Origin of the sequence: Peribacillus simplex, from assembly GCF_900156045.1 — a bacterium.
GTDB lineage: Bacteria > Bacillota > Bacilli > Bacillales > DSM-1321 > Peribacillus > Peribacillus simplex_D.
Genome location: NZ_FTMX01000006.1, coordinates 203,853 through 229,169, shown reverse-complemented (window position 1 = coordinate 229,169; position 25,317 = coordinate 203,853). Strand labels below are relative to the sequence as shown.

The window sequence follows — 25,317 nt, the reverse complement described above, 5'->3', positions numbered from 1 at the left end:
TTAGTAAGGCGCGATTCTTATAAAAGAATCACGCCTTTAATGGAAGCATATTCATTTTTTGTTCATACTCTGCCTAACTACTTATAAACTGCATCCTATCAATCTTTTAAGATCTATATTGCTTTTCTAACGTTAATGGAGAGCATTCTAAATAACAAAATAGATGCGATCAATGCGATGATCCCATTAATCAGGAATGAAACTTCAGCGCCAAATATCTGCCATAACAAACCTGTAAGCAAAGAAGCCGGAAATAGGCCAATCCCCGTAATCATGGCATAGAAACCAAGTGCAGTTCCCTTACTTTCTGGATTGGATATATCAGCAACCAGCGCCTTTTCGACCCCTTTAGTAAAAGCTGAATACAGCCCATATAATGTAAATAGACCGATTAAACCAATCGTTGTATTTACTTCCGCAAAACCAATATACACAAATCCATATAACGCATATCCTACAGTTAGTATACCTCTTCGTCCGTATCGATCTGAGAACGCTCCGGAAATATAAGAAAATAAAGACGCAGTAAGGTGAAAGAGTAGATATAACAATAGAACATTGGCAGTAGAAACTCCCAAATCTGCAGCTCTTAGTAAAAGAAACGAATTTGATGAATTCACAATAGTGAAGAGAAATACAATAAACAATAATTTTTTTACATTCGGATTTAGAAGTTTCACATCAAGTTTAGGTTTCGTGGCAGGCGGCATTTCTTTAACTAGTGGTTCATGCTTTCTTTCCTTTATGCCCAATAACAGTAGCCAACCAATAATTACAGGGATTAAAGAATACAGGAAAACATCATGAAAGTTTTGATTTCCATTCATCTGTAATATGAAATAAGCAGCTCCAATCCCGATGGAAGCACCTAACATATCCATCATTTGATGTAATCCGAAAACTCTTCCTTGTTTATTTTTTCCTCCAGACTCGGATATAAGAGCATCTCTTGGAGCCGTCCGTATCCCTTTTCCCGTACGATCTATCAGTTTCCATATGAAAACGCCGACCCAGGTACTTGAAATAATCAAAGATATTCTTCCTAAACCTGATAAGCCATAACCAAACAAAGCAAACCCTTTTCTATTTTTCAAACGATCCGAACGACGACCAGAGAAAAATTTCAAAAAACTTGCCAAGGTTTCTGATAAACCTTCTACAATCCCAATAATTAAAGGGCCTGACGAAGCAAGAATAATCGGGATTAAAGGAGTCACCATATAGGTGCCCATATCTGTAAAAAAACTAACGAAGCTTAATAACCAAATGTTGCTGTTTTTCAATTCGAAACCGCCCCTTAAATATAAATTGCCCATGATCAACTCTGGTAATGAACTAAATCACCCGTTAGTTCAAGTGAACCACTTCACAATAATGAACAATTTACAAACGAAGAAATATTAATAAATTTTCCCAATAAATGAAATTATATCATTTTATAATCTATAGAGTAAGCATTGAAATCGAAACGTTCGAAATATTCCAGTTTGTTGGTCACATACATTTATAAGAATGCAATCCCTGCTTCGGTCTGCAATTGAATTACATATCCTCGTCTTTAACCAACTTTTAATGCAACATCTTTATTGTCTTCAACATTATCAGGTCTTTTGAATCGGCCACCATCTTCCTATTTATTTATCATTTGGTAAAAAATGTAGGTTGATAGCATTATTTGATTTGGAATGTATTGTCAAATATTTTATTTTGTAGTAACCTATCAGCGATTTAAATCACACCGGCCTAATAGCGCACTAGTCCATGGGTAATAAACAGCTGTTACTGCTCAATAAGGGAGGAATTATAATGTCCAGGTTAAACAAGCAATTTTTCACAATTGTCCTTGTCATGCTTTTGACTCTTGGCATCTTTGCACCTGTACAGACACAAGCAACTTCAGAAGGTGGAGGATACTGGGTTCCAGACGACAAGATCAAGAAGGCAACCGAACTGATGAAGCAAGGCAAATCCCTCGGGAAGCTTGAAATCAAACAAGATCAAATCCAGCAAAAAGAAGGCATTCAGACATTAGATGAATTGATGGAGGTAGACCAGCAAAGTAAAGCGACATACAGAGCGAACTTGGCACCTCCGATCAAGACGGCGGTCGGATGGGTACCCCCGGAATTTGATTATGATCATATCCAGACTGTAGATGAATGCCGAAGAAGTCCTGACAGCAGTTCAGAAACAGGGTATATCAAGAACCGTTATTCCTTCTGTTGGTCCCATGTGGCGACATATCAAGTCCCTATAAAATGCATCGGAGGGATCTGTATAAACGCAGGGGTTCAATTCCAATTCACGGAAATAGGTTATGGTTCCAACCAAAGCCGGAACATGAGAATCTATTATACACTTGACGATATCATCGTGACCGATCCAGCTTTAAATGGAGCCAAGTTGAAAATCGATATGGTATGTGAATCGAAATTGAACGCAGGTGACTGTAAAGAGGATCCAGACTATCCACCGACGGAACGAACGATCGCCCACTGGAAAAACACGAACTTCGATACAGAAATCTTCACCTCAGAAGCGCCCCCAGCAACTGATTCAAATCCTGACCAGTTGGGATACATGGAATTTTGGCCGAAACTCACCCTTACCCATTCAGCAAGGAAATACAAAAAAAGCATTGATGGCATCAAACAGACCGTCCGTTATGACTCTGCAAAATACATGTTCGCTTTCCCAGATCAATATTTCTGGCAAGGAGCCGTATTCAGCAAAGCCACACCGGTCTTCAATGTCCCGATCACGAAACCGGAATTCGAAATGCTAACTGAAGCCGGCCAGCATTGGAAGGACGCCATGGACCACCCAGAACAGACAAAGCCTCAAATGGTTGGAAAGAAAATACCTGGAGCCGTTGGAGACAGTACACTGACACGGATGTATACAAAACGTCATCAGGAGGAATACAACCGTAATAGGAACAAGACAAGAAGGATTTGTGACCGGGAGTTCGGAGATGAGGATCGGACAGGAAAGCAGTGTGACGAATATCCTTTCGCTTCCACCTGGGAAGGTTCATCGACGAACGGATCGGATAATTTTTCTGTAAGAATGATTTCCGCTGATTCGAACGGTGCTGCAGGTACATGGCTCGGTGCCTGGTACGCCTATGACCGGATTCTGGATGGAGACGCTTTTAATGTGGAGGTCGAAGCTCCCGAGAAAATCGCGACGATTCGATCGGAAGGTCAGCCTCAGGACGGCCAGGATAACCGATCGAGTGATAACTTCACGATCGGGAACATCCCTACTTACGCGACCAAGTTACAATGGAAAATCGTCGACGGCCCTAAAGATGCAAAATTCGATGTCATGAAAGACATCAGCTTCGGAATCGACGAAACGATCTTCTATGATCTTACAGACGGATCCGAGTCAGAAATCAAAACGAGTGAAGATTTCTACATCGCCAGACCGGAAAACACCAATGGAGAAAGCTTCACTGTCGAAGTCTATGCAATCCCCTAATAATAGAAGTTTAGTTGAATAAAAGACGAAGGCTAGTCAAAAGAGCTTGGACTCCAATCTAAGCTCTTTTGACTAGGTATTTATAGTGACTGCCTCCATCATATCCCCGATAACGAAATAAGCAAATTATGTATTATTCACAGATAACATTCCAATTCATTTTCAAGAGAGTTAGAAACACTCCTTAATTCTCTTCTATATTTAAATCCACTATGGTTCTTGTTTCACTAATCTGATACGTTGTTTTTTCAAAGCTACCACTTTTATCCCTCCCAATGACAACTTTATTTCTTGTTTTTTTCCTCCTTTGTATCCTTTAAAGAGAAAGAAGTATGTATTACAATATATCAATAGTTATAAAATGTAATTTTAGTTAATGATTACATATCACTAATAGGGGGCTAATAGGGGAATTTTCTGCATTTCATAGCGATTATCATTTGAAATCCAATCATGGTAGTATCAACAATTTGCTTGTCGTTAAAAAGAACCTTATTGCATATTAAATAAGGCCGCCCAAAAGGAGAAACTTATTAACAGGTCATAATACAATACAATCTTATGTATTTAGTCCGTGATCAATTTTTTGAAAATTATTTCTTTTTAAAAAAGTAAAATTTAGTTCTTTCATGGAGGTTTTAATTTGGCTACTAGAGTACCATTTTCATTTATATTGGTTATTGGTTTAATGTTATTTGCTCTATTTTTTGGGGCAGGAAATTTAATTTTTCCACCAATGCTTGGTCAATCAGCAGGAATGAATATCTGGTCGGCAAATGCAGGGTTTTTAATAACAGGAGTTGGCTTACCGTTACTTGGTGTGTTAGCACTTGGTTTTTCGGGGAAAGATGATTTACAGTCGTTAGCAAGTCGGGTCCATCCTGTATTCGGCATTGTATTCACAACCGTTCTTTATTTAGCCATTGGTCCTTTATTTGCTTTGCCTAGATCAGGAAACGTTTCTTTTGAAATCGGTGTAAAACCTTTTTTGTCCGACAATCCAGGCTCTGCACCTTTACTTATTTTTACAATCATCTTTTTTAGCATTACGTGCCTTTTTTCGATCAATCCCGCGAAAGTTGTCGGAATTGTCGGGAAAATATTAACACCAATCAAGATAACGTTCATTGGAATCCTAGTAGTGGTTGCTTTTAAACATCCAATCGGGGATTTTCAAGCACCTATTAAGAATTATTCAGTTCAACCATTTTTTAATGGGTTTAGAGAAGGTTATTTAACAATGGATACGCTTGCATCTTTTGTTTTTGGCATCATCATCATTAATGCCATTAAAGAAAAAGGTGCTAAAACAAAAAAACAAATTATGGTTGTTTGTGCAAAAGCAACTGGGATTGCTGCCTTTTTCCTGGCAACCATGTATTCAGCCCTTTCTTATATGGGTGCTTCAAGTGTAGAAAAACTTGGGCACCTGGAAAATGGAGGCACCATCTTGGCAAAAGTCTCGGATTATTATTTTGGAGCTTATGGCGGGATATTATTAGGATTAATGATTACAGTAGCTTGTTTAACAACAAGCGTAGGACTTGTTACATCTTGTTCCTCATTCTTCCATAAACTATTTCCAAAGGTACCTTACAAAACAATTGCTATTAGTTTATCTATTTTCAGTGCAATAGTTGCCAATATTGGGTTAACACAGTTAATCGCTGTTTCCATTCCTCTATTAACAGCTATTTATCCATTAGCCATTGTATTAATTTTCTTGACATTTTGTCATTCTTTATTTAAAGGGAAAGCTGAAGTATATCAAGGAAGCTTACTTTTAACATTTATAATTAGTTTATTTGATGGATTAAATCGAGCTGGTATACACTTTTCTTCCATTAATAATTTTTTTAATGAAATTCTTCCTATGTACGATGTCGGACTGGGGTGGATCATTCCAGCAATTGTTGGAGGATTTATTGGGTTTAGCAGCAGCATACTACGAGGGAAATTCGGTCTTAATCCCCCAACTAGTAGTTAAGTAAATATTAAAATAAGGTCAACCCAGTGATTCTTTACTGGTTGACCTTTTAAAATTGTATGTCCAAGCCAGGAACTCCCTAGTCCCGCGGATAATGAAAGACATCACCATAACAATCGTTTTAGTAATTAAACTACTAAAAAAGGCTACTTAACGTTCTATTTATTTTTGGCTTTAAGGGCCTTAATTACTTCTTTTGTTGTCTCAGCAATAAGGTCGTCGTTGTAATCGGCATCTTTTTTATCACGACTTGAAAGTACAGCAAGAACAATAGGGTCTCCTTTTGATGGCCAAATGATCGAAATGTCATTTCGCGTACCATATGATCCTGCTCCAGTCTTATCAGCCACTACCCAACCTTTCGGCACTCCAGCACGAATTAACGCATCTCCAGTAGTATTTCTCTTCATCCAGTCTATTAAAAGTTCACGTTTCTCAGTTGGAAGTGCATCTCCCAATGTAAAAGCCTGAAGACTAGTAGCAAGTGCCCTTGGTGTACTCGTATCATGAGTTTCACCAGGATTCACTTCATTTAAATCTGGCTCAAATCGCTCAGGGTTGGTAACATTATCCCCGATTTCCTCCAGTGCCTTTTTAAATCCAGTCGGCCCCCCCAGTTGTTTAAGGATAAGGTTTCCAGCAGTATTGTCACTGTATCGAAGAGAAGCATCAGAAAGCTCCTTAAGAGTCATCCCCGTATCAACATGCTTTTCTGTAATCGGATTATAATTAACAAGATCTTCAGGTGTATAGGTAATTCTTTGATTAAGATCTTCTATTGATTTCTGTTGTAAAAGTGCTCCTACAGCAAGAGCCTTATGAGTGGATGCATAAGCAAAACGCTCATCTGGATGATAGGCTACTGTTTGGTTTGTACCAGTGTCCAACGCAAAGACACCAAGTTTAGCATCAAATTTTTCTTCAAGCTTAGCAAAAGCATGATTATTGGCAGTTTCTTGTTTTTTTGGTTTAGTTAATTCAGCATTAACGTTATTGTTTGAACAACCTACAAGCGTTGCACATGAAAGAAATAGAACTGGCACAATTTTTCTGAATGCGGAAGTACTAAAAATGTTGCTCAATGATTTCATAAGATTCAACCTCTTTCTAAAATATATTTATTCTCCTGGGATAGCAGCCGGCTCTTTAACTCTTGCACCCTATCTTTTGTTCATGATGCAGACCTCCTGATTATTTGATTAGACTCTTATGTACGAGTTGAAAAAACCAAGGAGTTTTAACGGATTACATTTGTAGTCTTATTACATCTGTAGTACAGTATTACATATGTAATCAAATAAAGTCAATTTTTTATTTTTTCACCCTCAAGCCACTATAAATATGCTATATACCTGTTTTTAAAATTTAAAAGTCGAGAGTTGGTATTGAATGACATGTTTTTAACTCATTTTATAATAGGTCTATTGGTGTCTTCATTTTCCGTTGCTGTCATTCTGCTTATACGAAAATGGTTTGGAAGACAATTAACAGCAAAATGGCACTATCATTTGTGGATGTTTCTTTTCATGGCTTTAGCACTTCCATTCATACCTACTGATTTATTTAATTTTAGTACTCTCTTTAGCGGTGGGGATGCATATCAGGCTAATGCACCCAGCTCTAATATGAAAATAACTGGAACTGATATGATACAAGGCCTGCACCTAATACAAGACTTTTCTGTATCGGTCAATCGGCCGGACCTGTCCTTACTTAATATTGGAGTGATGGGTTTATGGATGTCAGGGATGCTTTTATTTACCTTTACTCTGGTTCGTGGATGGCTCACACTTAGAAGGATAAAGAATTATTCTTCTCCGTTTTCCAATCAAGAAGTTCTCGTGCTTTTCGAGGAATGCAAGAAAAGACTACAGATTAAAAAATCAATAAAGATTATTATTTCGAAAAGAGTCCAATCTCCAATGATATTCGGACTTTTTCAAACATATATCGTCTTACCTTCCCAGCATGAAAACTGGCTTAGCTTGAAAAATTACGAGTATATCTTTCTTCATGAACTGAGTCACTATAAAAACAAGGATTTGCTGACGAATTACGTGATATTGTTCTATCAAATCATTTATTGGTTTAATCCCCTTGTCTGGCTTGCCTTTAGAGAAATGAGATTGGATCGGGAAATCGCATGTGATACATCTGTTTTACAGTTACTAGATGATCATTCATATATTGAATATGGAAATACAATCATTAATTTTTTGGATCTTTCAAATCGGTCAAGTAAGCTACAGATAGTGACACATTTAAACGGTTCGAAGCTTCAAATCAAAAAACGGATTGAACGAATTTCTGCCTATAAACATTCCACAAAAAAATCAATAAGAAAAAGCGTCGTTATTTATGTGTTGGCCAGTATCATTTTGACAATCCAATTACCTTTCGTTTCCGCATTTGCGACGGAAAACGACCGATACTATTTTAATAATGATGGAGTCGTTTTTGAGGATTTACATCAACTCTTTAAAGGGTATGAAGGAAGCTTTGTTTTATATGATCATGACGCACAGCAATATCGCATTTATAATGAAGAGAAAAGTACATTGCGGGTATCACCTGATTCCACATATAAAATCTATAGTGCCTTATTTGCACTGGAATCGAATGTGATATCTCCCGAAGAATCCACCCTTTCATGGGATGGGACGGAGCAACCCTATGACGCTTGGAATATGGATCAGGATGTCTCATCTGCTCTACAAAATTCTGTAAACTGGTATTTCCAAGCATTAGATCGCAGAACAGGATTCGAAACAATACAATCCAATCTGCAAGAGATAAACTATGGAAATTCCGATGTATCTGGGGGATTGGGTGAATTCTGGCTCGAATCCTCATTGAAAATTTCTCCAGTCGAGCAGGTTCAACTGCTGCAAGCCTTTTATTACAATCAATTGGGATATAAGGAAAGGCATATCCAAGCTGTAAAGGAAGCCCTACTCTTAGAAAAGAATGAGGAAGCCCGCCTATCAGGGAAAACAGGTACAGGAACAGTGAATGGAAAAAACATCAATGGTTGGTTTATCGGGTATGTAGAGACGAAGAACAATACTTATTTCTTTGCTACCGATATACAAAATGAAGATGATTCATCTGGAAGCAAGGCGGGAGAAATTACTTTATCAATTTTAAAAGATTTAGGAATCTATAAAGAAAATGGAGGGGAGAAAAATGGAGAAAAACATTCCTAGCATATCAGAATCAGAATGGGAAATCATGAACGTGCTTTGGGATAAAGCCCCTCAAACAGCAAATGACATCATAGTTTCCTTACAGGAGAGTAGCCATTGGAAGCCGAAAACCATACGCACTCTTCTAGATCGATTGGTTCAAAAAGATGTAGTAGGTGTCAATAAAAATCTAAGAGTTTACACCTTTTACCCGCTCTATACACAGGAAGAGTGCCAGCGTGCCGAGACCGAATCATTCATCAACCGTATCTATGGAGGTACCTTGAAATCCATGCTTGTCCAATTCATTCAGGAAGATACCCTATCTGATGATGATATCAATGAATTACGCTTTATTTTAAATAAGAAGCCTAAAAAGTAATAATAAAAAAAGGCTGTTTTTGCTTACTTTGTTACTATTTTCCAAGTAAAGCGGTGTGGTTGATTTCCCCTCCAGATGCTCGCTTTCCGCGGGGCGGGCGGTGAGCCTCCTCGGCGTAAACGCCTGTGGGGTCTCACCTGTCCCGCTGCTCCCGCAGGAGTCTCGCACTTGCGCTCCAATCAACCTGATCGCTTTTTTCGGTCGAAATCGAAATAGCTGAGGACATATTTCTCATGTAATTATCGCTTTCTTCTCTGTAAATACTGCGCCCGTTAGACATAAACTAAAAAACAAGTGCAGGCTATATGAAAGAGGCCATTAACTATGAAGGATGAATTTATTCAATTAAAAATGCCCCGTTAGTTCCGTAAGAAAAAGCATCAGGTAGTTGAAAAACTCATATCCTTACTTAGTTTCTCAAATATACGACACTGTCGCTTCTTTCTACTTGAAAATTTAAATCATCTTTAATATAAAGCATATAACCAGCATCTTTATAATTCTCAGATTCAAAAGATATACCATATCCATTATTCTCAGGATAACCATATAAATAGCAGACCACTTTTCCATCATTCAAAAATACAATTTGATTCATTCCTTCATTTACAGTTTCACTAATAGTATCCCATTTATAGCCTACCGTTTCATAAATATCCTCTTTCGGGGTATATGGTCCAAAGGAATATACTTCATCCCAGTCAAACGGTGTTACATCCAATAAATTTATTGTTTCAACAGAATTTTCAATTGATAACACTTCTTCTTTTAATAACTCTTCGTTTACAATCCATATATCCTTCTTTAATAGATTTATAAAGATAGTTATACATATTATGCCAAAAGCAATAATCACTATTGTCTTTTTAGATTTCATATCTATCCTCCACCTTGAATAGCAACCTTCCTACCGAAATTAGTTACTTCATTATAACAATGATTTCCAATATAGGTGTGAATTCTTAATGAACTAAACTGCCCCGTTAGTTTAAGTAGAAATTTTCACAATCTCCATAAAGTTAATATTCTAGAAAAATTTTCCTTAAAGGAAAAGAAAAGGATTATCGAATACGATATAATAAGGATATTAGTAAGATGATAAATCAAGAAGGAGCTCAGATAGACATAGTGTCAATGGGGTCATCTGTTTTCCCATTTACTATAGGAGGTACATTTTGAAAGAATCTAAATCGAATAAAGGATGGTTAAGTTTGGGGGCAATCGGGTTATTTTTCCTAGGAAAAATGAAATGGTTGTTTGCGCTATTGAAAATAGCAAAAGTAGGTTCTCTGATTTCTATTTTCGTTTCATTAGGAGCGTATGCCTTGGTTTACGGTTGGAAATTTGCCGTAGCCCTAGTCTATCTAATTTACATCCATGAAATGGGGCATTTACTAGCTGCTAAGAGAAAAGGCATCAAAACATCCAATGCCATTTTCATCCCTTTTGTCGGAGCGTTAATTGCCCTTAAGGAAGAACCCAAGAATGCTAATCAAGAAGCTTATCTTGCCTTCGGAGGTCCTTTATTAGGTACATTAGCATTTCTACCAGCCATCCCTCTATTTATGATGACGGAAAATCCATTTTGGCTTTTAGTTATTACACTTGGAGCCATGATTAACCTATTTAATCTAATGCCTGTACATCCTCTTGATGGAGGACGTATAGTGGGAGTCATATCCACAAAGCTTTGGATATTAGGGATTATTGGAATGGTTGTATATTTGTTTCTCCATCCAAATCCATTTTTAATTCTTTTCTTATTATTGGGTATTTCTAAGTGGTGGAAAGAATTCCGTAGCGAGACAACCAGAAATCAAAGAGACAACATCATTGAATTGAATCAATTTGGTTTAAGGCAACTAGAACAATATGAAGGTGCAACAGATGAAGAAAAAATTCGCCTGGTTAATATTTGGAATATGGAGTTAAGCCAACTACATGAAAAGTTTAACAACATGAAGAGTTGGCATATCCCGCTATTTGATGATAATAAGCTAAAAGAAAAACAGCTGACCGAGGTAAAATTAAATATTTATAGGTCCTTAATCGATGCTGCTAATTCGAATGAATATCAGTACGGACCGACCGATTTTAAAAATATAGGCACGTATGAACGAATAGTAGCAACTTTCTTTAAAGAAGTTCAAGAACAAACTGAAATTAGGGATAAAGAGAAATCCTATTACTCATCGAGTCTCAAAACAAAAGTCATCTGGTTCTCATTATACATTGGGCTTGCCATTTTCTTAATGATAACAAGCTTATATGCAGGTGATTTAATGGAACATTATAAAACGTTATTACCTTAATACATTATGAAAAAGGGACCTCGATTATGAAGGTCCCCTTTGACTGTCTATTTATTTAGGCCTGTGAAACATTAATGTTGTTTATGTATAAATAAAAGAGACTACTTCTTGTACTCTCTTTTATTACACCCTATTGTACTAAAGCACCCGTTAGCTTAAGCACAATAATTCACAATCTTACTTTTTTAGATAAAAACTATTACTAAAAGTTTTATATTGTATAAATATTTTAAATATGTAAAAAAGCTTACTCAAAGAGTAAGCTTAACCTCTATAAACACTATCACATGTTCCAGGTTTTGGTTCATAAAAACAATGGTCTTTAAATTGACCAGTATGAGGTTGATCATACCATGTTGGAGGACATGGCGCATAGGGATTGAAATACCAAAGGGCATATCTAGCCGGATGCTGTCTCCAGTGCTTCAAATTCTGTTCTGCTAATCTTCTTTCAACACCTCTCGCTCTTTGATAAAATACATTCCCTTTTTGAACAGCTTCAAAAGAATAATTTCCTCCTTGTACTTGATAAATGACTTGTGGAATTGTTCTTAAACCTTTAAAGTCTAAACAATTAGCTACAAGACGATTCACAATTACATTTCCAACATATAACATTCCTAGTCGTCCTTCACCTTCGGCTTCTGCTCTCATCATCCTTGCCATTAAGTCAACGTCTGAACTTCGGTAACTTGCTCTTGCCATTTTTCCACCCCAAAAATATTGTATGAAAGATAGCCTACAGTCATGTCATTATTTATATAATATAAATGCTTAGTTATAATAACTTAAAGCTTTTAAGTAAAATGAAAACTTTTACATTCTTTTTTCCCTTCATTCAACTAAACTGCCCCGTTAGTTGTATAAGAAAAGAGCTGCCACAGCAACCCCATTACCTTTTAGCATATAACGTGGAACGTGGAATTCCTGTAGCTTTTACTATGTCATTTACACTCATTCCGTTTGTTTCACGTTCATTATAAAGCTTAATAGCTCGTTTTAAAGTCTTTTCATCTTGTCCTGGTCTTCCCATATGTTTCCCTTGCCCTTTTGCTCTCTCCCGACCTTCTGTAGTTCTTTCTACAATAAGATCACGTTCAAATTGTGCAAAAGAACCTAAAATATTAAAAAGGAGTGTTTGTAAGCTATTTCCTTCGTTTGAACCATCAAACTTCATATCCTCTTTTACAGATCTAACTTTACCCCCTTTTCAGCCAACCCTTGAACTATTTTATTTAAGTCCATAATAGAACGAGCTAAACGATCTATTTTTGTTACCACTAATGTATCTCCTTCTCGCGCAAATTCCATAGCTTCATAAAGTTGAGTTCTTTGTTTGGTACTTGTTCCAGTTACTTTCTCAACAAAAAGCTTTTCACACCCTTCATTTGCCAATATTTCATTTTGTGTTTCTAAATCCTGGCCAGTAGTTGAAACTCTTGCTGTCACTTTGGGAGTTAATTTGCGCTTATTTTAAGTGCTATTTTGCACATTCAACATTAAAAACCCAGCTATCTTCAGAAGATTAGCTGGGCTTCTTAATTATTTACATCCAATCATTTATAGAACTATTCGGATCCACCTAGTAAAAAGCGAATGCTTATTGTTCAGCAATCGCGCCCGATTGCTGAACAAACTAAAAAAAGTATTTAGTCCATTACAGTGTATCCATTTATGGAACACCCTATTTGTTTCATAACTCGTCCTTTTCTGAACACACCACTTTTCCGATTTGAAAAGGCTGTTACTTTAGGTGATAATTTAAACTTATTTTAAGAGTTATTTTGCACGTAAAAGAATCAACTGTAGGGATTGATCAAAAGGTCCTCCTGAACCCCCATATTAGCGTAAATAAAAAGAATCTATTTTGAAAAAGATGATCAAAATGGATTCTTATCTAGTGATTTAGTATACGGTTTTTATTAAATAGTTTGATTATTTTTAGTAATCTTTAATGAACTAACGTACCCGTTAGTTTAAGTACAAAATTTCACATACTTTTTCTATGCAAAAGCTATACCTTCACTGTTTTTTTAGTAAAGATAAGCCAAAAAAATAATTATTCATCTCCATTACCCATTGCTATACAGGCCTACTAAGCTTCCTGGACTTCTTTTAAAACTTTTGTACGCTGCTTAATCCTGGTGCATTAGAAGTTTATTAAAATGTAACATCAACTTTAGTACTTTATTAATTAGCGTGAAATAAAATAGTTACTATAATAAGTAATTCTAGACCAATAAAAGAGAGAGCTATTTTGAAATACTAGCTCTCTGCAATTTATTATGTTTATATGATTAAATGGATAGTACTCCGAACAATACACCAACAATTATCATAACTAATGCTGTACCTACCGCATACTTGGCTGTAAAGCGAATATGATCACCTATTTCTATACCAAGAAGCCCCATTAATATATAGATAGAACCTTGGAGTGGACTTAACAAGTGCAAGGGTTGTCCTAATAAAGAAGCTTGTCCAACTTCCATCGGATGGATACCGAAGTTGGCAGCTGTTTCTGCCATAATCGGAATAATCCCGAAATAAAAGGGAGCATTCGCCATGAAAAATGTAAATGGCATGCTTATAAGTGCAACAATGACTGTTAATTTTGGTCCGAGAGAGTCTGGAATAACTGCAATTAGGGTATCTGCCATCGCGCTAACCATGCCAGTACCATCTATAATCCCAGTAAATACACCTGCTGCAAATATCATGGAGACAACAGTTAATATATTACCTGCATGTGCGTGTAAGCGATCCTTCTGGTCCTGCAAGTTTGGATAATTTACAATCATAACGATGGCAAAGCCGAGCATGAATAACGCAGGCAACGGTAGAAAGCCCGTAAGTAAAGCTGCCAATACTAAAATCGTAAGGCCTAGGTTAAACCAAAATAATTTAGGTCGTTTTATTGATGAATCCATTCCTACCTCAACTGCAGCAGCAATTTCTTCTTCGTTAAAAGCTTCAATATTGATAACTCCTAATCTCTTACGCTCACGTCGACCCAAGAAGTAAGCCACTCCTAAAATCCATAACACACCCGCAATCATAGAAGGAATGATTGGCAAAAGCAAGTCTATTATATCCACTTTTACCGCCGCCGTAGCTTGGGCAGCTGGTCCCCCCCACGGTAACAAGTTCATAACCCCCATCGCTAATGCAGGAATGCAGGCCAAAATGAGTTTATTCATACCCAGTTTATTATATAGAGGAAGAAAAGCTGTTACTACAATAAGGTAGGTAATAGTACCATCACCATCTAAAGCAACTACCAATGATAAAATTGCAGTGCCCAGTACAATTTTTAATGGGTCACCGCCTACCATTTTTAAAATTCTTGTTACTAGTGGATCAAATAATCCTGTATCAATTAATACACCAAAATAAAGAATGGCAAAAATAATCATAATAGCAGTAGGAGCTATAGTCTCGAGACCTTTTAACATCATCGGTCCTAAATCCGTAAATCCTGCAATTAGCGCAAAAATGATTGGAACAACCGTAAGTGCACTGAACGCTGATAAGCGCTTACTCATGATTAAATACATAAAGACCACAATCATGGCAAATCCCAGAAATGTTAACATAGTATGCCCCCTCTTTATCTTCCCTGACTTTTTAGAATACATGTTGAATACATTATTTCGAATCATATATGAAAATTTTCAATAATATAAGTTAGCACTGCTTAATGGACTATTAACATCATTTCATTGTAAGGGTTTACAAAGTTGACATTATTGAATTCCCCTATAATTGTTGCTATGAACCATATCTTGAAGTACTAGTAATTATACATCCAATTGATCATTAGATCCGTTAAGATAATATTACCAATACGCTGGTAACTTGCTCTTTTAATAGTCTCATCTGATTTTTACAGTTTTAAATTATTCACTTAATTACACCTCTTTTTCAATTTAAATTTTTTTATGAATCACCACTTTAATTAAAGAGTGCTCATTACATGTAAGAAATTTTTCTAATAGTTAAAGTAACATAAAGATCATTCAATACCTTTAAACAAAAAACTCAAAAAGATAGCGTTTTCAAAAACCTTTAATTTAAAAATAAAGCAATATTCGGTGATTCTTAGATTCCAATAGTCATTCAGCATATTATAATAATTACTTTTGTCAAAATATTCCGGCATATACTGGTGATATTTTTAACAAAACCAGAAATTGGAGAAAAATAACTATATCTCTAAGAATCAACGTCCTTTTTGTAGTAATATTTTTTACTCATACAGTTTATGTTGTAATATTTTTAACTATTAAAAGCATACTATCATGGATGCTTATTAAAAGTAAACCTTTTTTTATCAACCAGAGAGTAGATGATGGTTAGTAGGATATCTGGTTAAGAAGAAATAAAAAGGTGATAGGAGCAAGGATTCATCTGAATCCTTGTTCCTATCACCTTATAAATTTAATCACTATAGTGATAATTCATTTTGGTAAGAATTGAATTAATTTCATCAAGACGATTTTTGGTTTTTTCAGGATAATTGATGGCTATGGCGCTTACAAGATAATCTGCTACAAGCATAGATGCTATTGGTGAATTATGAAAAGCGATACTACTAGAATTACATGGCAATACTAAATCCGAATACTTAACTAGAGGAGAAGAATAACTATCAGTAATAGAAATAATTTGTGCGTTATTGTCTTTAGCTGCCATCGCGAATTCAACAATTCTTCTAGCGTATCTTGGAAAAGAGGTTGCGATGACTAAATCCTTCGAAGTAAAATTAATTCCTTTATCAACCCAATCGCTTAAATCAGCAACAATCAATTCACAGTTTCCAAGTAGACGATTAAGTCCAAAAGTTAAATGTTGTGCCACAGGTAATCCACTTCTCACACTGGTACAAAATATTCGATCTGCAGACACAATCATTTCCACCGTTTTATTTAAACTCTCCGTGGAAATCATCTCTACTGTAGATTGAATATTATTGAGTTGACTTTCTGCAGAGCGAATCCACAAATCACTTTCATTTAAATCTTTTAAATTTGCCTCTAATCTAATTTGAGGAGCTGCTCTATTACGTAAAAGTTCCTGAAGTCCTTTTTGAAATTCAGTATATCCCGAATAATTCAGACTAAAAGTCAATCTCATAATGGTGGTAGTACTAGTTCCTACAATTCCAGCCAACTGATCAACGGTTAAAAAAGCGACATCCACAGGATTTTTAATAATATAGTCCGCAACTCTTTGTTGTGTTTCTGTTAATTCTGATATCTTGTTTTTTAATTTTAATATTGGGTTTTCCATAAGATTCGCTCCAATTGAACATATTATAGTGTAAATTTTATATTTTTTTATTCTAATAAAGTATTTATTACGATATTTAATTGAATTTTATCATTTTTATTTATTAATGTAAAAAAGAGTCCCTTAAATAAGAGTATTAATAATTTCCTTACCTGAAACTTCTAGAACGTATCCATAAACGTATGCATGATTACTTCATAAATAGTAAATAAAATTAATTTCTTTTAGCACTCCGGAATAAATGAGCTAATAAAGGTGATTGAACCTTTCAAGTTAACAATCTAATTCGCTTTCTTTGTTCTTAAGCCCTTATTCTTCTTAAAATTCAGTTTCTTTTCAATGTCATTAAAAAAAAGGGTTTACTTTAATAAATAACGCTGTTAGTATACATTTAAGTTATTAGTAATAAATATTACCCCCAAACAAGTTTTAGTAATATTTATTACTTTAAAACTGAAGTTAAGAAAAATAGTGGATTTTCCAATGACCTACAAATCTTTTTTTTGTCAATAAACTTAGAAAAATAACGTGACAAAGTGTTGAAGAGACAGGAAATACACTAAAAATTATGTAATTTTTGAAAGCGTTATCTTAGTTGATTGTACATCAAAGATAACAAGTTACATTTAGTAGCTAATTGTTTAGTTAATGGAAACATAAAAAAGTAAAGGAGTGTATGTCATTGAGTAACTTAGCACCGTTATTGTCGGAAGAAATTATCGAAAGAGCAAAACGTCTTAACACTACACTTATATCAGATGCGATGGGATGTACAGGTTCTATGGATTATAAAATAAAGCCTGTAGCACCAGGTATGAAAGTAGTTGGTACTGCTCTAACTGTAAGCTTAAGACCTGGAGATAATTTGTTCCTTCATCAAGCTATCTATGATGGGAAAGAAGGTTATGTATTAGTTGCGGATGGAAAAGGACATACTTCAAACGCCTACCTTGGAGAATTGATGGCAGGAGCTGCGAAAGCCATTGGACTTGAAGGAGTCATCATTGATGGATTAGTTCGTGATAAAGAAACACTTAGCGAATTAAAATTCCCTATTTTTGCAAAAGGATTTATTCCAAATGGTCCTCTTAAAGATGGTCCTGGTGAGCTTCATAAACCTATTTCTTGTGGAGGGGTATCCGTAATTCCAGGGGATTTGATCATTGGTGATGATGATGGTGTTATTGTGGTTCCAAGAGACAAGATTGAAGTGGCTCTTTCTAAGGCAGAGAAAAAACTAGATTATGAGAAAACGCGCATAGAAACCATTACAGCTTATGAAACAACCCGCAAGCAAGGCAAACCAGAAGGAAGCATTGAACCTCCATGGTTGAGAGAACAAATAAAAGCGTATGGACTATAAAAAGAAGGGAGAACTTTAGAATGAAATTAGGTTTTATTGGATTTGGAGAAGCAGCCTTTGAATTATCCGTCGGATTAAAACAAGAAGGTTTAGAAAAGATTCTGGCTCATGATGTCATGTTAGACCATCCTACTTTCGGTCCGCAAATAAAAGAACGGGCTATACAAGCGCAAGTGGAGCTTCGTTCCAATCCCGAGGGTGTATTAAATGAAGTTGATGTAGTCATGGTAGCAGTACCAGCAGATAAAGCTTATGAGGTTAGCGAAGTGTTAAAACTTCATCTGAAGAAAGATTGTATTTACGTTGACGTATCGGCTTCGACTCCTGTAGTAAAACAAAATATTAATAAAAACATTCAAGAAAAGAATGCATTTTTTGTCGACGCAGCAATGTTAGGGCCCTTACCAGTTTATAAACATAAAGTTCCTATTTCAGCAAGTGGCAACGGAGTGGATCGGCTTATCGCCTTAATGACTCCATACGGCATGGATATAACTAAGGTGAGTGAGAATCCTGGCGACGCTTCTGCTATAAAACTAGTCCGTAGTATTTATATGAAGGGAGTTGCCGCCCTTTATCTAGAGTTGTTAGAAGCCGCCCATGAATTTAATATAGAAGAATTGGTTTTAGATTCGATAAGTGAAACTATGGATAGCAAGAGCTTTAAAGAAACCATGAATCGATTAGTAACGGGATCGTCTATTCATGCATTAAGAAGATCAATTGAACTAGATGGTTCTATCCAAATGTTAGAAGCTTCTAATCTTAATTCAGTCATGTCTAAGGCAGCAAAAAACAAATTAGAAAGATTAGCTACATTCAATTTGAAAGAGAAGTTTAAAGGTCAAAAACCGAATCATTGGTTAGAAGTCATTAAAGCATGCAAAGAAGAAAATACAATTGTAAGTAGTTAAATGAAATAAGCTATATCACTAGGGTACCACCATTGGTACCTGTTCCTTTGTGCTTCGAATCAATAACACCTCCCCTTTGATTTTACATTATCTACCTAAGGGAATATTGATTTTTAGTGCGACAATTTTTTATGATGGTAACTTTGTTTATCTTCCCAACGCTATTACACAAAACAGAGCAACCCTTCGAAGATCGAGATTTTATAACTGAACTTCAATTATCAAGACCAAAATTATAAAAACCTTAATATTAAAGGAGAGCACATATTAACCATGTATAATATGTGCTCTCCTTTTATCTTTTTACGAACTAAAGCACCTGTTTAAAAGAAAATTGCCTAGCAGGAACTTATCTTTTTATTCAGCTATCTAAGCCAAGTGAGTATCCAAATGTTTTAAAAATTCCTGCTGGATATTACTGGTGTATCCAAAATAACGGCTGGTCTATTGATTCTGCTACTGAAATTTATGGGAATAATAAACTCTATCATCAATTGATAAAAGAACTTCGAATAAGAAAAACATAGGGAGATTTTAGTCTTCCTATGTTTTCATTCATATTATTTATCTGTTTGTTTTTGCTTCTTTTTCAAATACTCCGCACGTATTTTTTCAAGTTGCTGCTTTTTATCAAATTTGGCAGGCTTCTGTTTTTCATGAAACTTTCTCACAGCTACCTGACCTTTGGTATCCAATTGATATTTTCCCACTTTGTTCACCTACTTTTCTTGTCTTTAAAGAGAATCTATTCAACAAATATAATATACCTTATTTTACTGAAATAAACCTTATTACTTTATTAGTGTACTGCTAACTTTGCATATATCAGTAAAAACATAAAAAAAATTAGTAAAATAATTGGTATTCGTTTCATTGCTATAATCAAGCCTCAATAATTCTATTTCTTGTTTGTTCAGCTCTCTTCTAAAGGTCCAATTGTTCGATAAATAAGGTTTAAAATATTAAAATAATCTAAGTCTACTCCATCTTTTAAATGGTTCTTAATGCTAATAACCATTACGTTCTCGTGATTTCAAATTTAGGTTTCTGAGGGGAAATATTGTTTTTTTGCAAAGTCTTTTTACTACTTGTTTAAAAAAATATACATCCCCAATATTTTTCTCCAAAAAATCACCCCTTGTTATTAACTTTTCTACTTATATCTATCTTGATCCAAATATTACCTTATAAGAAAAACGGTTAAACTTTTTTCAAATCGGTACGACTTTATTGTTAATTAAACACCTATAAGAATAAGGAAAGCCTACTTTTCAATAAAAAATAAGCGTATTCGATTTTAAAATCGAATACGCTTATTACTTCGTAGGGCGAATACTTTAATATAGCCCCCATATTCAAAATACTTTTTGAATGTAACGGTCTTATATTAAGTTAATTGATTCAGTAAATTTTCCCCAGAGGCATTTCTCCATATAATTTCCGCAATGTAAGATGCATGTTTATCTGGTACATCACCCATATAAATACCTGGATATGAAAATAGATGTAATGTATAAACCGTTCCATCAATATCTTTTATATCCATAAAAATCGTTATTTCCGATAATCTTTCATAATTTTCATAAAAGAACAATTCAATTTAATATTTGTAATCAGCTCTTTAAAAAAGTTAACAGTGCTTCATTAAATTCTTTGGCATGTGTTGCATTGAACCCATGTGGACCACCCTTTATTAAAGTTACCTTAGAATCAGGAATTGCTTCATGTGTCAGCTTCCCACTATATTCAAATGGAACAATTGCATCTGAATCACTATGAAGAACAAGGGTAGGTATATTAAACTTGGTTAAATCCCCTCTGAAATCCGTTTTGCTGAAAGCAGCGATACAATCTAGTGTCCCTTTAGGCGATGCACCCGCTGCAATATCCCTATTGTAAAGTCGGAATGGTTCACTGACTAAGTCAGTTCGATCTCCAGCAGAAAAAAATCCTCTCGTAAACTCATCAAGAAATGCTAGGCGATCATTTTTCACTCCATTTTCCAATCCTTGAATGTCTGCATCATCAAATGCTCCCTCAGGATGTTCTGCTGACTTGTAAAGAAATGGTGGTACAGCTCCTGCAAATACAGCCTTCTCTACTCTATCTGTTCCATAAGTTCCGATATAGCGGGCTACTTCTCCACCCCCCATTGAAAATCCGACCAGTGTCACACGTTGGATATCCAAATGCTCTAGTAACTGGTGCAAATCAGTAGCGAATGTGTCATAATCGTAACCGTTCCATGGCTGAGAAGAGTTCCCGAACCCTCGACGGTCATAAGTTATGACTCTGTATCCAGCCTCAACGAGAGCAGGAACTTGATATTCCCAAGATCGGCCACTTAATGGCCAACCGTGAATTAATACTACTGGCTTCCCTGAACCATGATCCTCATAATATAGTTCAATCGGTGTTTCATTTTCAGTTCCTACAGTAATTTTTGCCATTTTTCTACCTCCAAAAATATTCCGATATATATTCTATTCTCCAATGATACGGATGAATCCCGTAGCCTATTTCACGTTTTATCTTGCGGACTCCAAGCATAATAATCCTTTTGTTTGTAACAATTCCCCACCTACTACCTTTTTTATCATGAATGCAACTTAAAAGAAGGGTATCTAAAACTGATAATCTCCTTTTGTTAATCTAGAAGAGGAGTGTGATCGATCCAATGAATAAATTGTCGTAAATAGCTCTGAAGATATCGTTTCCTTTTTTCGTCGGTAAGTGCTTTCTGATTGGAGTCAATCGTTTCGTGTACTTGCGAAATTAGTTAATGGATGACATTAGCTTGCATGACTTTTAATCATACCCCCTCCTTGTTTGTAATACCTATTCATGATACTATACTTCATCAAATGTGGAAATAGGTTCCAATAATGGAATAAAAAAGATGAATAAAAAGGTGATTTCGAAAAGCCTTGAATTAATAGAGTCCAAGGCTTTTTTGTGTATGGGTTCAATTACTATAACTTCTGGATGAAAAGAATAGAACAATTGACATCCAAAGTAAGACAAAGGGCTGCAATTCAAGATATATCCCTTTCGTCTTTTTGAACTTTACATTCAAATGGCAATATGTTAGATAAAACCACCTTGTTGAACTATCCTTCCCCTTTAGGGATTCTAAATCTCAGGTCTTACTTTCAATTAAACCCCAGGTCTGTTTTCTTAAGATGGCTTTGTCAGTACACTTAATCATACAAATAACATTCACTTAAAAGGAGAAAGAATACTGTGATTCTTGGAAGGAAACCTGAGTTGTGGACGCATTTATTGATGGGCACTTTTGTAGCCATCTGCATTTTTGTGTTTTTGCCATCGCTGCTGACAATATATAAAGTTATATGTACAGTCATTTTAATGGGCATTCTGTCTATTAATCTTGTTTTAATAATCATGAAAAAAGAAAACTATTTAAAACTTACACGCCTCGCATTAGTGTACTTGAGCATTTTTTTGATTATTGCCTGTCTGATTTTTTATACAACAAAGCTTTTGGTTCTGACTGACGGGATCGGTATTGGAAGCGTTTTAGAAGGAAACCCCCTCTTAAGTAAACTCCTTTTCCTCCTTATTTGTTTCCTTCAGCCAATCGTATTGCCCTTACCTGAAGCTTTGACGGTTCCTGCAGGCAGTGCAGTTTTTGGTTCATTCACCGCAACTTATCTAAGTTTTTTCGGAACTATTTCCGGAATAGCAATCATGTTCCTTATAGCTAGGATTGGTGGGCAAAAGCTTGCATTAAGATTAGTAAAAGAAAAGCACTTGCAAAGCTACCAGAAATATATGCAAAAAAATGAAACGGCTATCCTCTTCCTCCTGTTCGTTATCCCGATTATCCCAGATGAAATCATTTGCCTGGGATCGGGTATAGGCGGAGTTTCTTTCAGCAGATTTATCCTGATCGCTTCACTATCAAAACTAATGACAGCCTCATCCCTATCCTATTCAGTCGAATTGGCAAAAGCCCTCTCCCTGACAGGACAGGAATTAATCTGGGCTGTGTCACTTGCTGCCGGTGGATTGTTTATTTTATCTTTAGGGGTAAAATGGGTTTTAAACAAAAGAAAAATGGAATAGAGCATGTATTATGGGAAAAACGCTGGAAAGGAGAGCGTTTTTTTTTTGTGTAATAAAAAACACCAGGCATCAAATTCATTCATAACACTGTTGCTACGTTTATGAACTAACCTGCCCCATTAGTATTAAAATCCGCTCAAATCTTCGGGATATACTGAGTGCCATTTGCGAATAATAAGAGTGTTAACAATGGATTAAGGAGGACTTGCATGCAACAGGATCACCAAGCTAAAAAGAGTTCGGGATCAATTATGAAACCAGGATTTTCCGGAACTGATCCACAAAAAGTAAAACAACAAATCCAAAAAGATGTAAGCGCAGGACAAGGTGCAATGACTTCGCGAGAGGCAGGATCAATGCGCGATTAAAAAACCACTCTGAGTGGTTTTTTATATGCTTGAACACAAGTTTCAAAAAGAATAAAAACAAGGTTAACTTAAGGTTTTTTGTAAATAAATCCTTTCGATTACTTCATGCATACTATTATTTGAAACAGCACATTATAAATCATGTCTATTTATTACTTTCGAAAAAGAGGATTCACACATGTATCCATGGTTTGCTTCGATTTTATATATGATTGCCATGATACAAAAAAATATCAATGACCTTTTAATACCCGGAGATTCCGTCGGACATGGCGCATTGTTGTTATTCGGTTCAATCCCGCTACCCCTGCTTATTATCTCAAGAGTAAAAGAGGAAAGTATGAAACAATCACAAATCAATATACGGCCCCTCTTCCTTTCACTCTCCATTCTCTTATTCTTATCTCTTACAGGATGTTGGAGCACTCGTGAAATTGAAGAGCAAAGTTTAAGTATAGGTTTGGCCTTCGATAAAGGCAAGGAGTCCATCATTGAGAAAGAGTTTAATGAACAAAAGGAAGGATATTATTCAAAAAAAGACCTGATTACTTCAACCTATCAATTTATCACTCCAGAAGTTGCAAGTTCAACAACTAAACAAGCCGGACCACAACAAAAATCTTATATGAATGTTTCCGAAACTGGAGATTCCGTCCATCAGATGATTCGTGAACTCTCATTAAAAGTTGAAAATCCCATAACAAGTAATCATATGAAAGTGATTGTCATCGGTGAAGATCTTGCAAAATCGTTTAAATTGGGAAATCTACTTGATCAAGTTCTTCGTGATAATGAAATTAGACCAAGCTGTCTTGTGCTCATTAGTAAAGGAAAAGCAAGCAAAACTCTGGAAACAAAGACAGCAGGAGAGATTCCAGCGTTTCGCCTGGTTGATATTATAGAAAATGCCTATCGAACAACGAGGATTTTGCCTCCTATGCCGCAAATTAAAGTACAGAGCAAGCTCCATTCAGGATCTAGTTTTCTGTTGCAAAAAGTATTATCAGTGAATGGGCAAGTCAAACTTGTGGGAGCCGCCGTTATCGATGGAAAGACCCACAAAATGACCGGTGTTTTGAATGAGGAAGAACTGGAAGGCGTAACATGGATAACAGGCAAGGGAAAAGGCGGTGTAGTGAAAAGCTATTATAAAGAGACTGGTCAGCAGATTGTGTATGAGATAGAGTCCATGAAAAGCAGAATTAAACCGCGAGTTAACGGAAACAACATCTCTTTTGATGTAAACATTGAATCAGAGGGAAGGCTATCTGAAACCTGGGTGGTTCCGGGAGATACTTTTAAAAATGAATTTCTAAAAAAAGTAGAAAAATCCTCTGAAAAAGAAGTGAAACGCTTGGTGAAGAATGTAGTAGAAAAAATGCAAAAAGAATACCAAGTGGACGTTGCGGGCTTCGGAAATCAATTGAGAATTGAGAACCCCAAAGTATGGAAGAAGGTCAAAAAGGATTGGGACCAAACATTCAGTGAAACCACGGTCAACTTTAATGTAAAATTAACGATTAACGATTATGGAACATCAGGATCTGCAAAGAAGTGAAAACGTATGTAGAAAGATAAAGAAAAGCAAGATGAAATTGTAGAAAAAGTAACCTTGATTGGACAATTGTCCAGCCCCCAACATGAACAAATGGACCTGCTGGAAGGCAATATAAACTCGGAGATTTTTCCCCTTCAATTTATGGGGGATTTTATGTTAAGTACGATTGAATAAGGCACGTATATAAAGCAATCTAAACATATGAAAAGGGAGCATTGCAAAGTTTTAAGGCATCTCTCCCTTTACTCTTTTTAAATTTATTGACATCTTTTTCATAGAAGATTAACTTTCATTATTTGAATTTGTCAGGTTCTTCTACATAGAACTCTATATACCCACATTTAGAACAAACATAAGGAGATACTTTGCTGTAAACCGGAC

At 35.7% G+C, this 25,317-nt stretch carries 18 protein-coding genes and 1 pseudogene; 10 read left to right on the top strand and 9 right to left on the bottom strand.

The features are described 5' to 3' along the window. Positions 1-113: 113 nt before the first annotated feature. Entirely contained in the window at positions 114-1,283 is a 1,170-nt protein-coding gene (locus tag BW986_RS20825; RefSeq protein WP_260320915.1) for an MFS transporter, read from the bottom strand. Positions 1,284-1,806: 523 nt separating this feature from the next. Here BW986_RS20825 and BW986_RS29370 point away from each other — a divergent pair. Further along, entirely contained in the window at positions 1,807-3,486 is a 1,680-nt protein-coding gene (locus BW986_RS29370; RefSeq protein WP_179086128.1) for a NucA/NucB deoxyribonuclease domain-containing protein, read from the top strand. A gap of 643 nt (positions 3,487-4,129) precedes the next feature. Then, on the top strand, positions 4,130-5,473 hold the full coding sequence (gene brnQ / locus BW986_RS20815; protein ID WP_076370328.1) for a branched-chain amino acid transport system II carrier protein: 1,344 nt from the start codon (positions 4,130-4,132) through the stop codon (positions 5,471-5,473). Between the two features lie 158 nt (positions 5,474-5,631). Here brnQ and bla read toward each other — a convergent pair whose 3' ends face one another. Beyond that, positions 5,632-6,564 carry a class A beta-lactamase gene (gene bla, locus BW986_RS20810; protein WP_076370326.1) on the bottom strand — a complete coding sequence of 311 codons (933 nt, stop codon included), beginning with the start codon at positions 6,562-6,564 and terminating at the stop codon, positions 5,632-5,634. A 303-nt stretch (positions 6,565-6,867) separates the two neighbouring features. On the opposite strand from bla, the gene BW986_RS20805 reads away from it, so the two are divergent. After that, entirely contained in the window at positions 6,868-8,679 is a 1,812-nt protein-coding gene (locus tag BW986_RS20805; RefSeq protein WP_076370324.1) for a BlaR1 family beta-lactam sensor/signal transducer, read from the top strand. Beyond that, on the top strand, positions 8,660-9,040 hold the full coding sequence (gene blaI / locus BW986_RS20800) for a penicillinase repressor BlaI (protein WP_076370322.1): 381 nt from the start codon (positions 8,660-8,662) through the stop codon (positions 9,038-9,040). The genes BW986_RS20805 and blaI overlap by 20 nt, the downstream gene beginning before the upstream one ends. 409 nt (positions 9,041-9,449) lie before the next feature. Here the strand turns inward: blaI and BW986_RS20795 are convergent, their stop codons facing one another. Further along, positions 9,450-9,917, bottom strand: coding sequence for a hypothetical protein (locus tag BW986_RS20795; RefSeq protein WP_076370320.1), 468 nt, complete (start codon positions 9,915-9,917; stop codon positions 9,450-9,452). A 298-nt stretch (positions 9,918-10,215) separates the two neighbouring features. Between BW986_RS20795 and BW986_RS20790 the strand changes: the two genes are divergently transcribed. Continuing rightward, positions 10,216-11,352: a site-2 protease family protein gene (locus BW986_RS20790; RefSeq protein ID WP_076370318.1), complete on the top strand. Its 1,137-nt coding sequence runs from the start codon at positions 10,216-10,218 to the stop codon at positions 11,350-11,352. A gap of 264 nt (positions 11,353-11,616) precedes the next feature. Here BW986_RS20790 and BW986_RS20785 read toward each other — a convergent pair whose 3' ends face one another. From BW986_RS20785 to BW986_RS20770, 4 genes and pseudogenes are all read right to left on the bottom strand, one after another. Next, complete coding sequence (locus tag BW986_RS20785; RefSeq protein WP_076370316.1) at positions 11,617-12,057, bottom strand: cell wall hydrolase; 441 nt, start codon at positions 12,055-12,057, stop codon at positions 11,617-11,619. Between the two features lie 187 nt (positions 12,058-12,244). After that, positions 12,245-12,801, bottom strand: a pseudogene (locus tag BW986_RS30355) (recombinase family protein). Between the two features lie 848 nt (positions 12,802-13,649). After that, entirely contained in the window at positions 13,650-14,948 is a 1,299-nt protein-coding gene (locus BW986_RS20775; protein WP_076370314.1) for a CitMHS family transporter, read from the bottom strand. 844 nt (positions 14,949-15,792) lie between these two features. Then, positions 15,793-16,644 (bottom strand): MurR/RpiR family transcriptional regulator, encoded by an 852-nt coding sequence (locus tag BW986_RS20770; RefSeq protein WP_076370312.1) that lies wholly within the window; start codon positions 16,642-16,644, stop codon positions 15,793-15,795. Positions 16,645-17,326: 682 nt separating this feature from the next. Here BW986_RS20770 and BW986_RS20765 point away from each other — a divergent pair. Then, the gene (locus BW986_RS20765) at positions 17,327-18,007 is read left to right on the top strand and encodes an RraA family protein (protein WP_081395730.1); all 681 of its coding nucleotides are present in this window, start codon (positions 17,327-17,329) and stop codon (positions 18,005-18,007) included. Between the two features lie 20 nt (positions 18,008-18,027). Then, the gene (locus tag BW986_RS20760; RefSeq protein WP_076370310.1) at positions 18,028-18,921 is read left to right on the top strand and encodes a prephenate dehydrogenase/arogenate dehydrogenase family protein; all 894 of its coding nucleotides are present in this window, start codon (positions 18,028-18,030) and stop codon (positions 18,919-18,921) included. A gap of 560 nt (positions 18,922-19,481) precedes the next feature. Here the strand turns inward: BW986_RS20760 and BW986_RS30350 are convergent. Together BW986_RS30350 and BW986_RS20750 are read right to left on the bottom strand one after the other, a co-directional pair. Then, entirely contained in the window at positions 19,482-19,631 is a 150-nt protein-coding gene (locus tag BW986_RS30350) for a hypothetical protein (protein ID WP_179086127.1), read from the bottom strand. A 903-nt stretch (positions 19,632-20,534) separates the two neighbouring features. Next, the gene (locus tag BW986_RS20750; protein WP_076370306.1) at positions 20,535-21,371 is read right to left on the bottom strand and encodes an alpha/beta fold hydrolase; all 837 of its coding nucleotides are present in this window, start codon (positions 21,369-21,371) and stop codon (positions 20,535-20,537) included. 793 nt (positions 21,372-22,164) lie between these two features. Here BW986_RS20750 and BW986_RS20745 point away from each other — a divergent pair. The 3 genes from BW986_RS20745 to BW986_RS20740 all read left to right on the top strand — a co-directional run bounded on the left by BW986_RS20745 (position 22,165) and on the right by BW986_RS20740 (position 24,936). Next, positions 22,165-23,010, top strand: coding sequence for a TVP38/TMEM64 family protein (locus BW986_RS20745; RefSeq protein ID WP_142244700.1), 846 nt, complete (start codon positions 22,165-22,167; stop codon positions 23,008-23,010). A gap of 209 nt (positions 23,011-23,219) precedes the next feature. After that, a complete protein-coding gene (locus BW986_RS30345; RefSeq protein ID WP_179086126.1) occupies positions 23,220-23,378 on the top strand; it encodes a hypothetical protein in 159 nt (52 codons plus the stop codon). A gap of 340 nt (positions 23,379-23,718) precedes the next feature. Continuing rightward, the gene (locus tag BW986_RS20740; protein WP_076370646.1) at positions 23,719-24,936 is read left to right on the top strand and encodes a Ger(x)C family spore germination protein; all 1,218 of its coding nucleotides are present in this window, start codon (positions 23,719-23,721) and stop codon (positions 24,934-24,936) included. Positions 24,937-25,317: the final 381 nt, after the last annotated feature.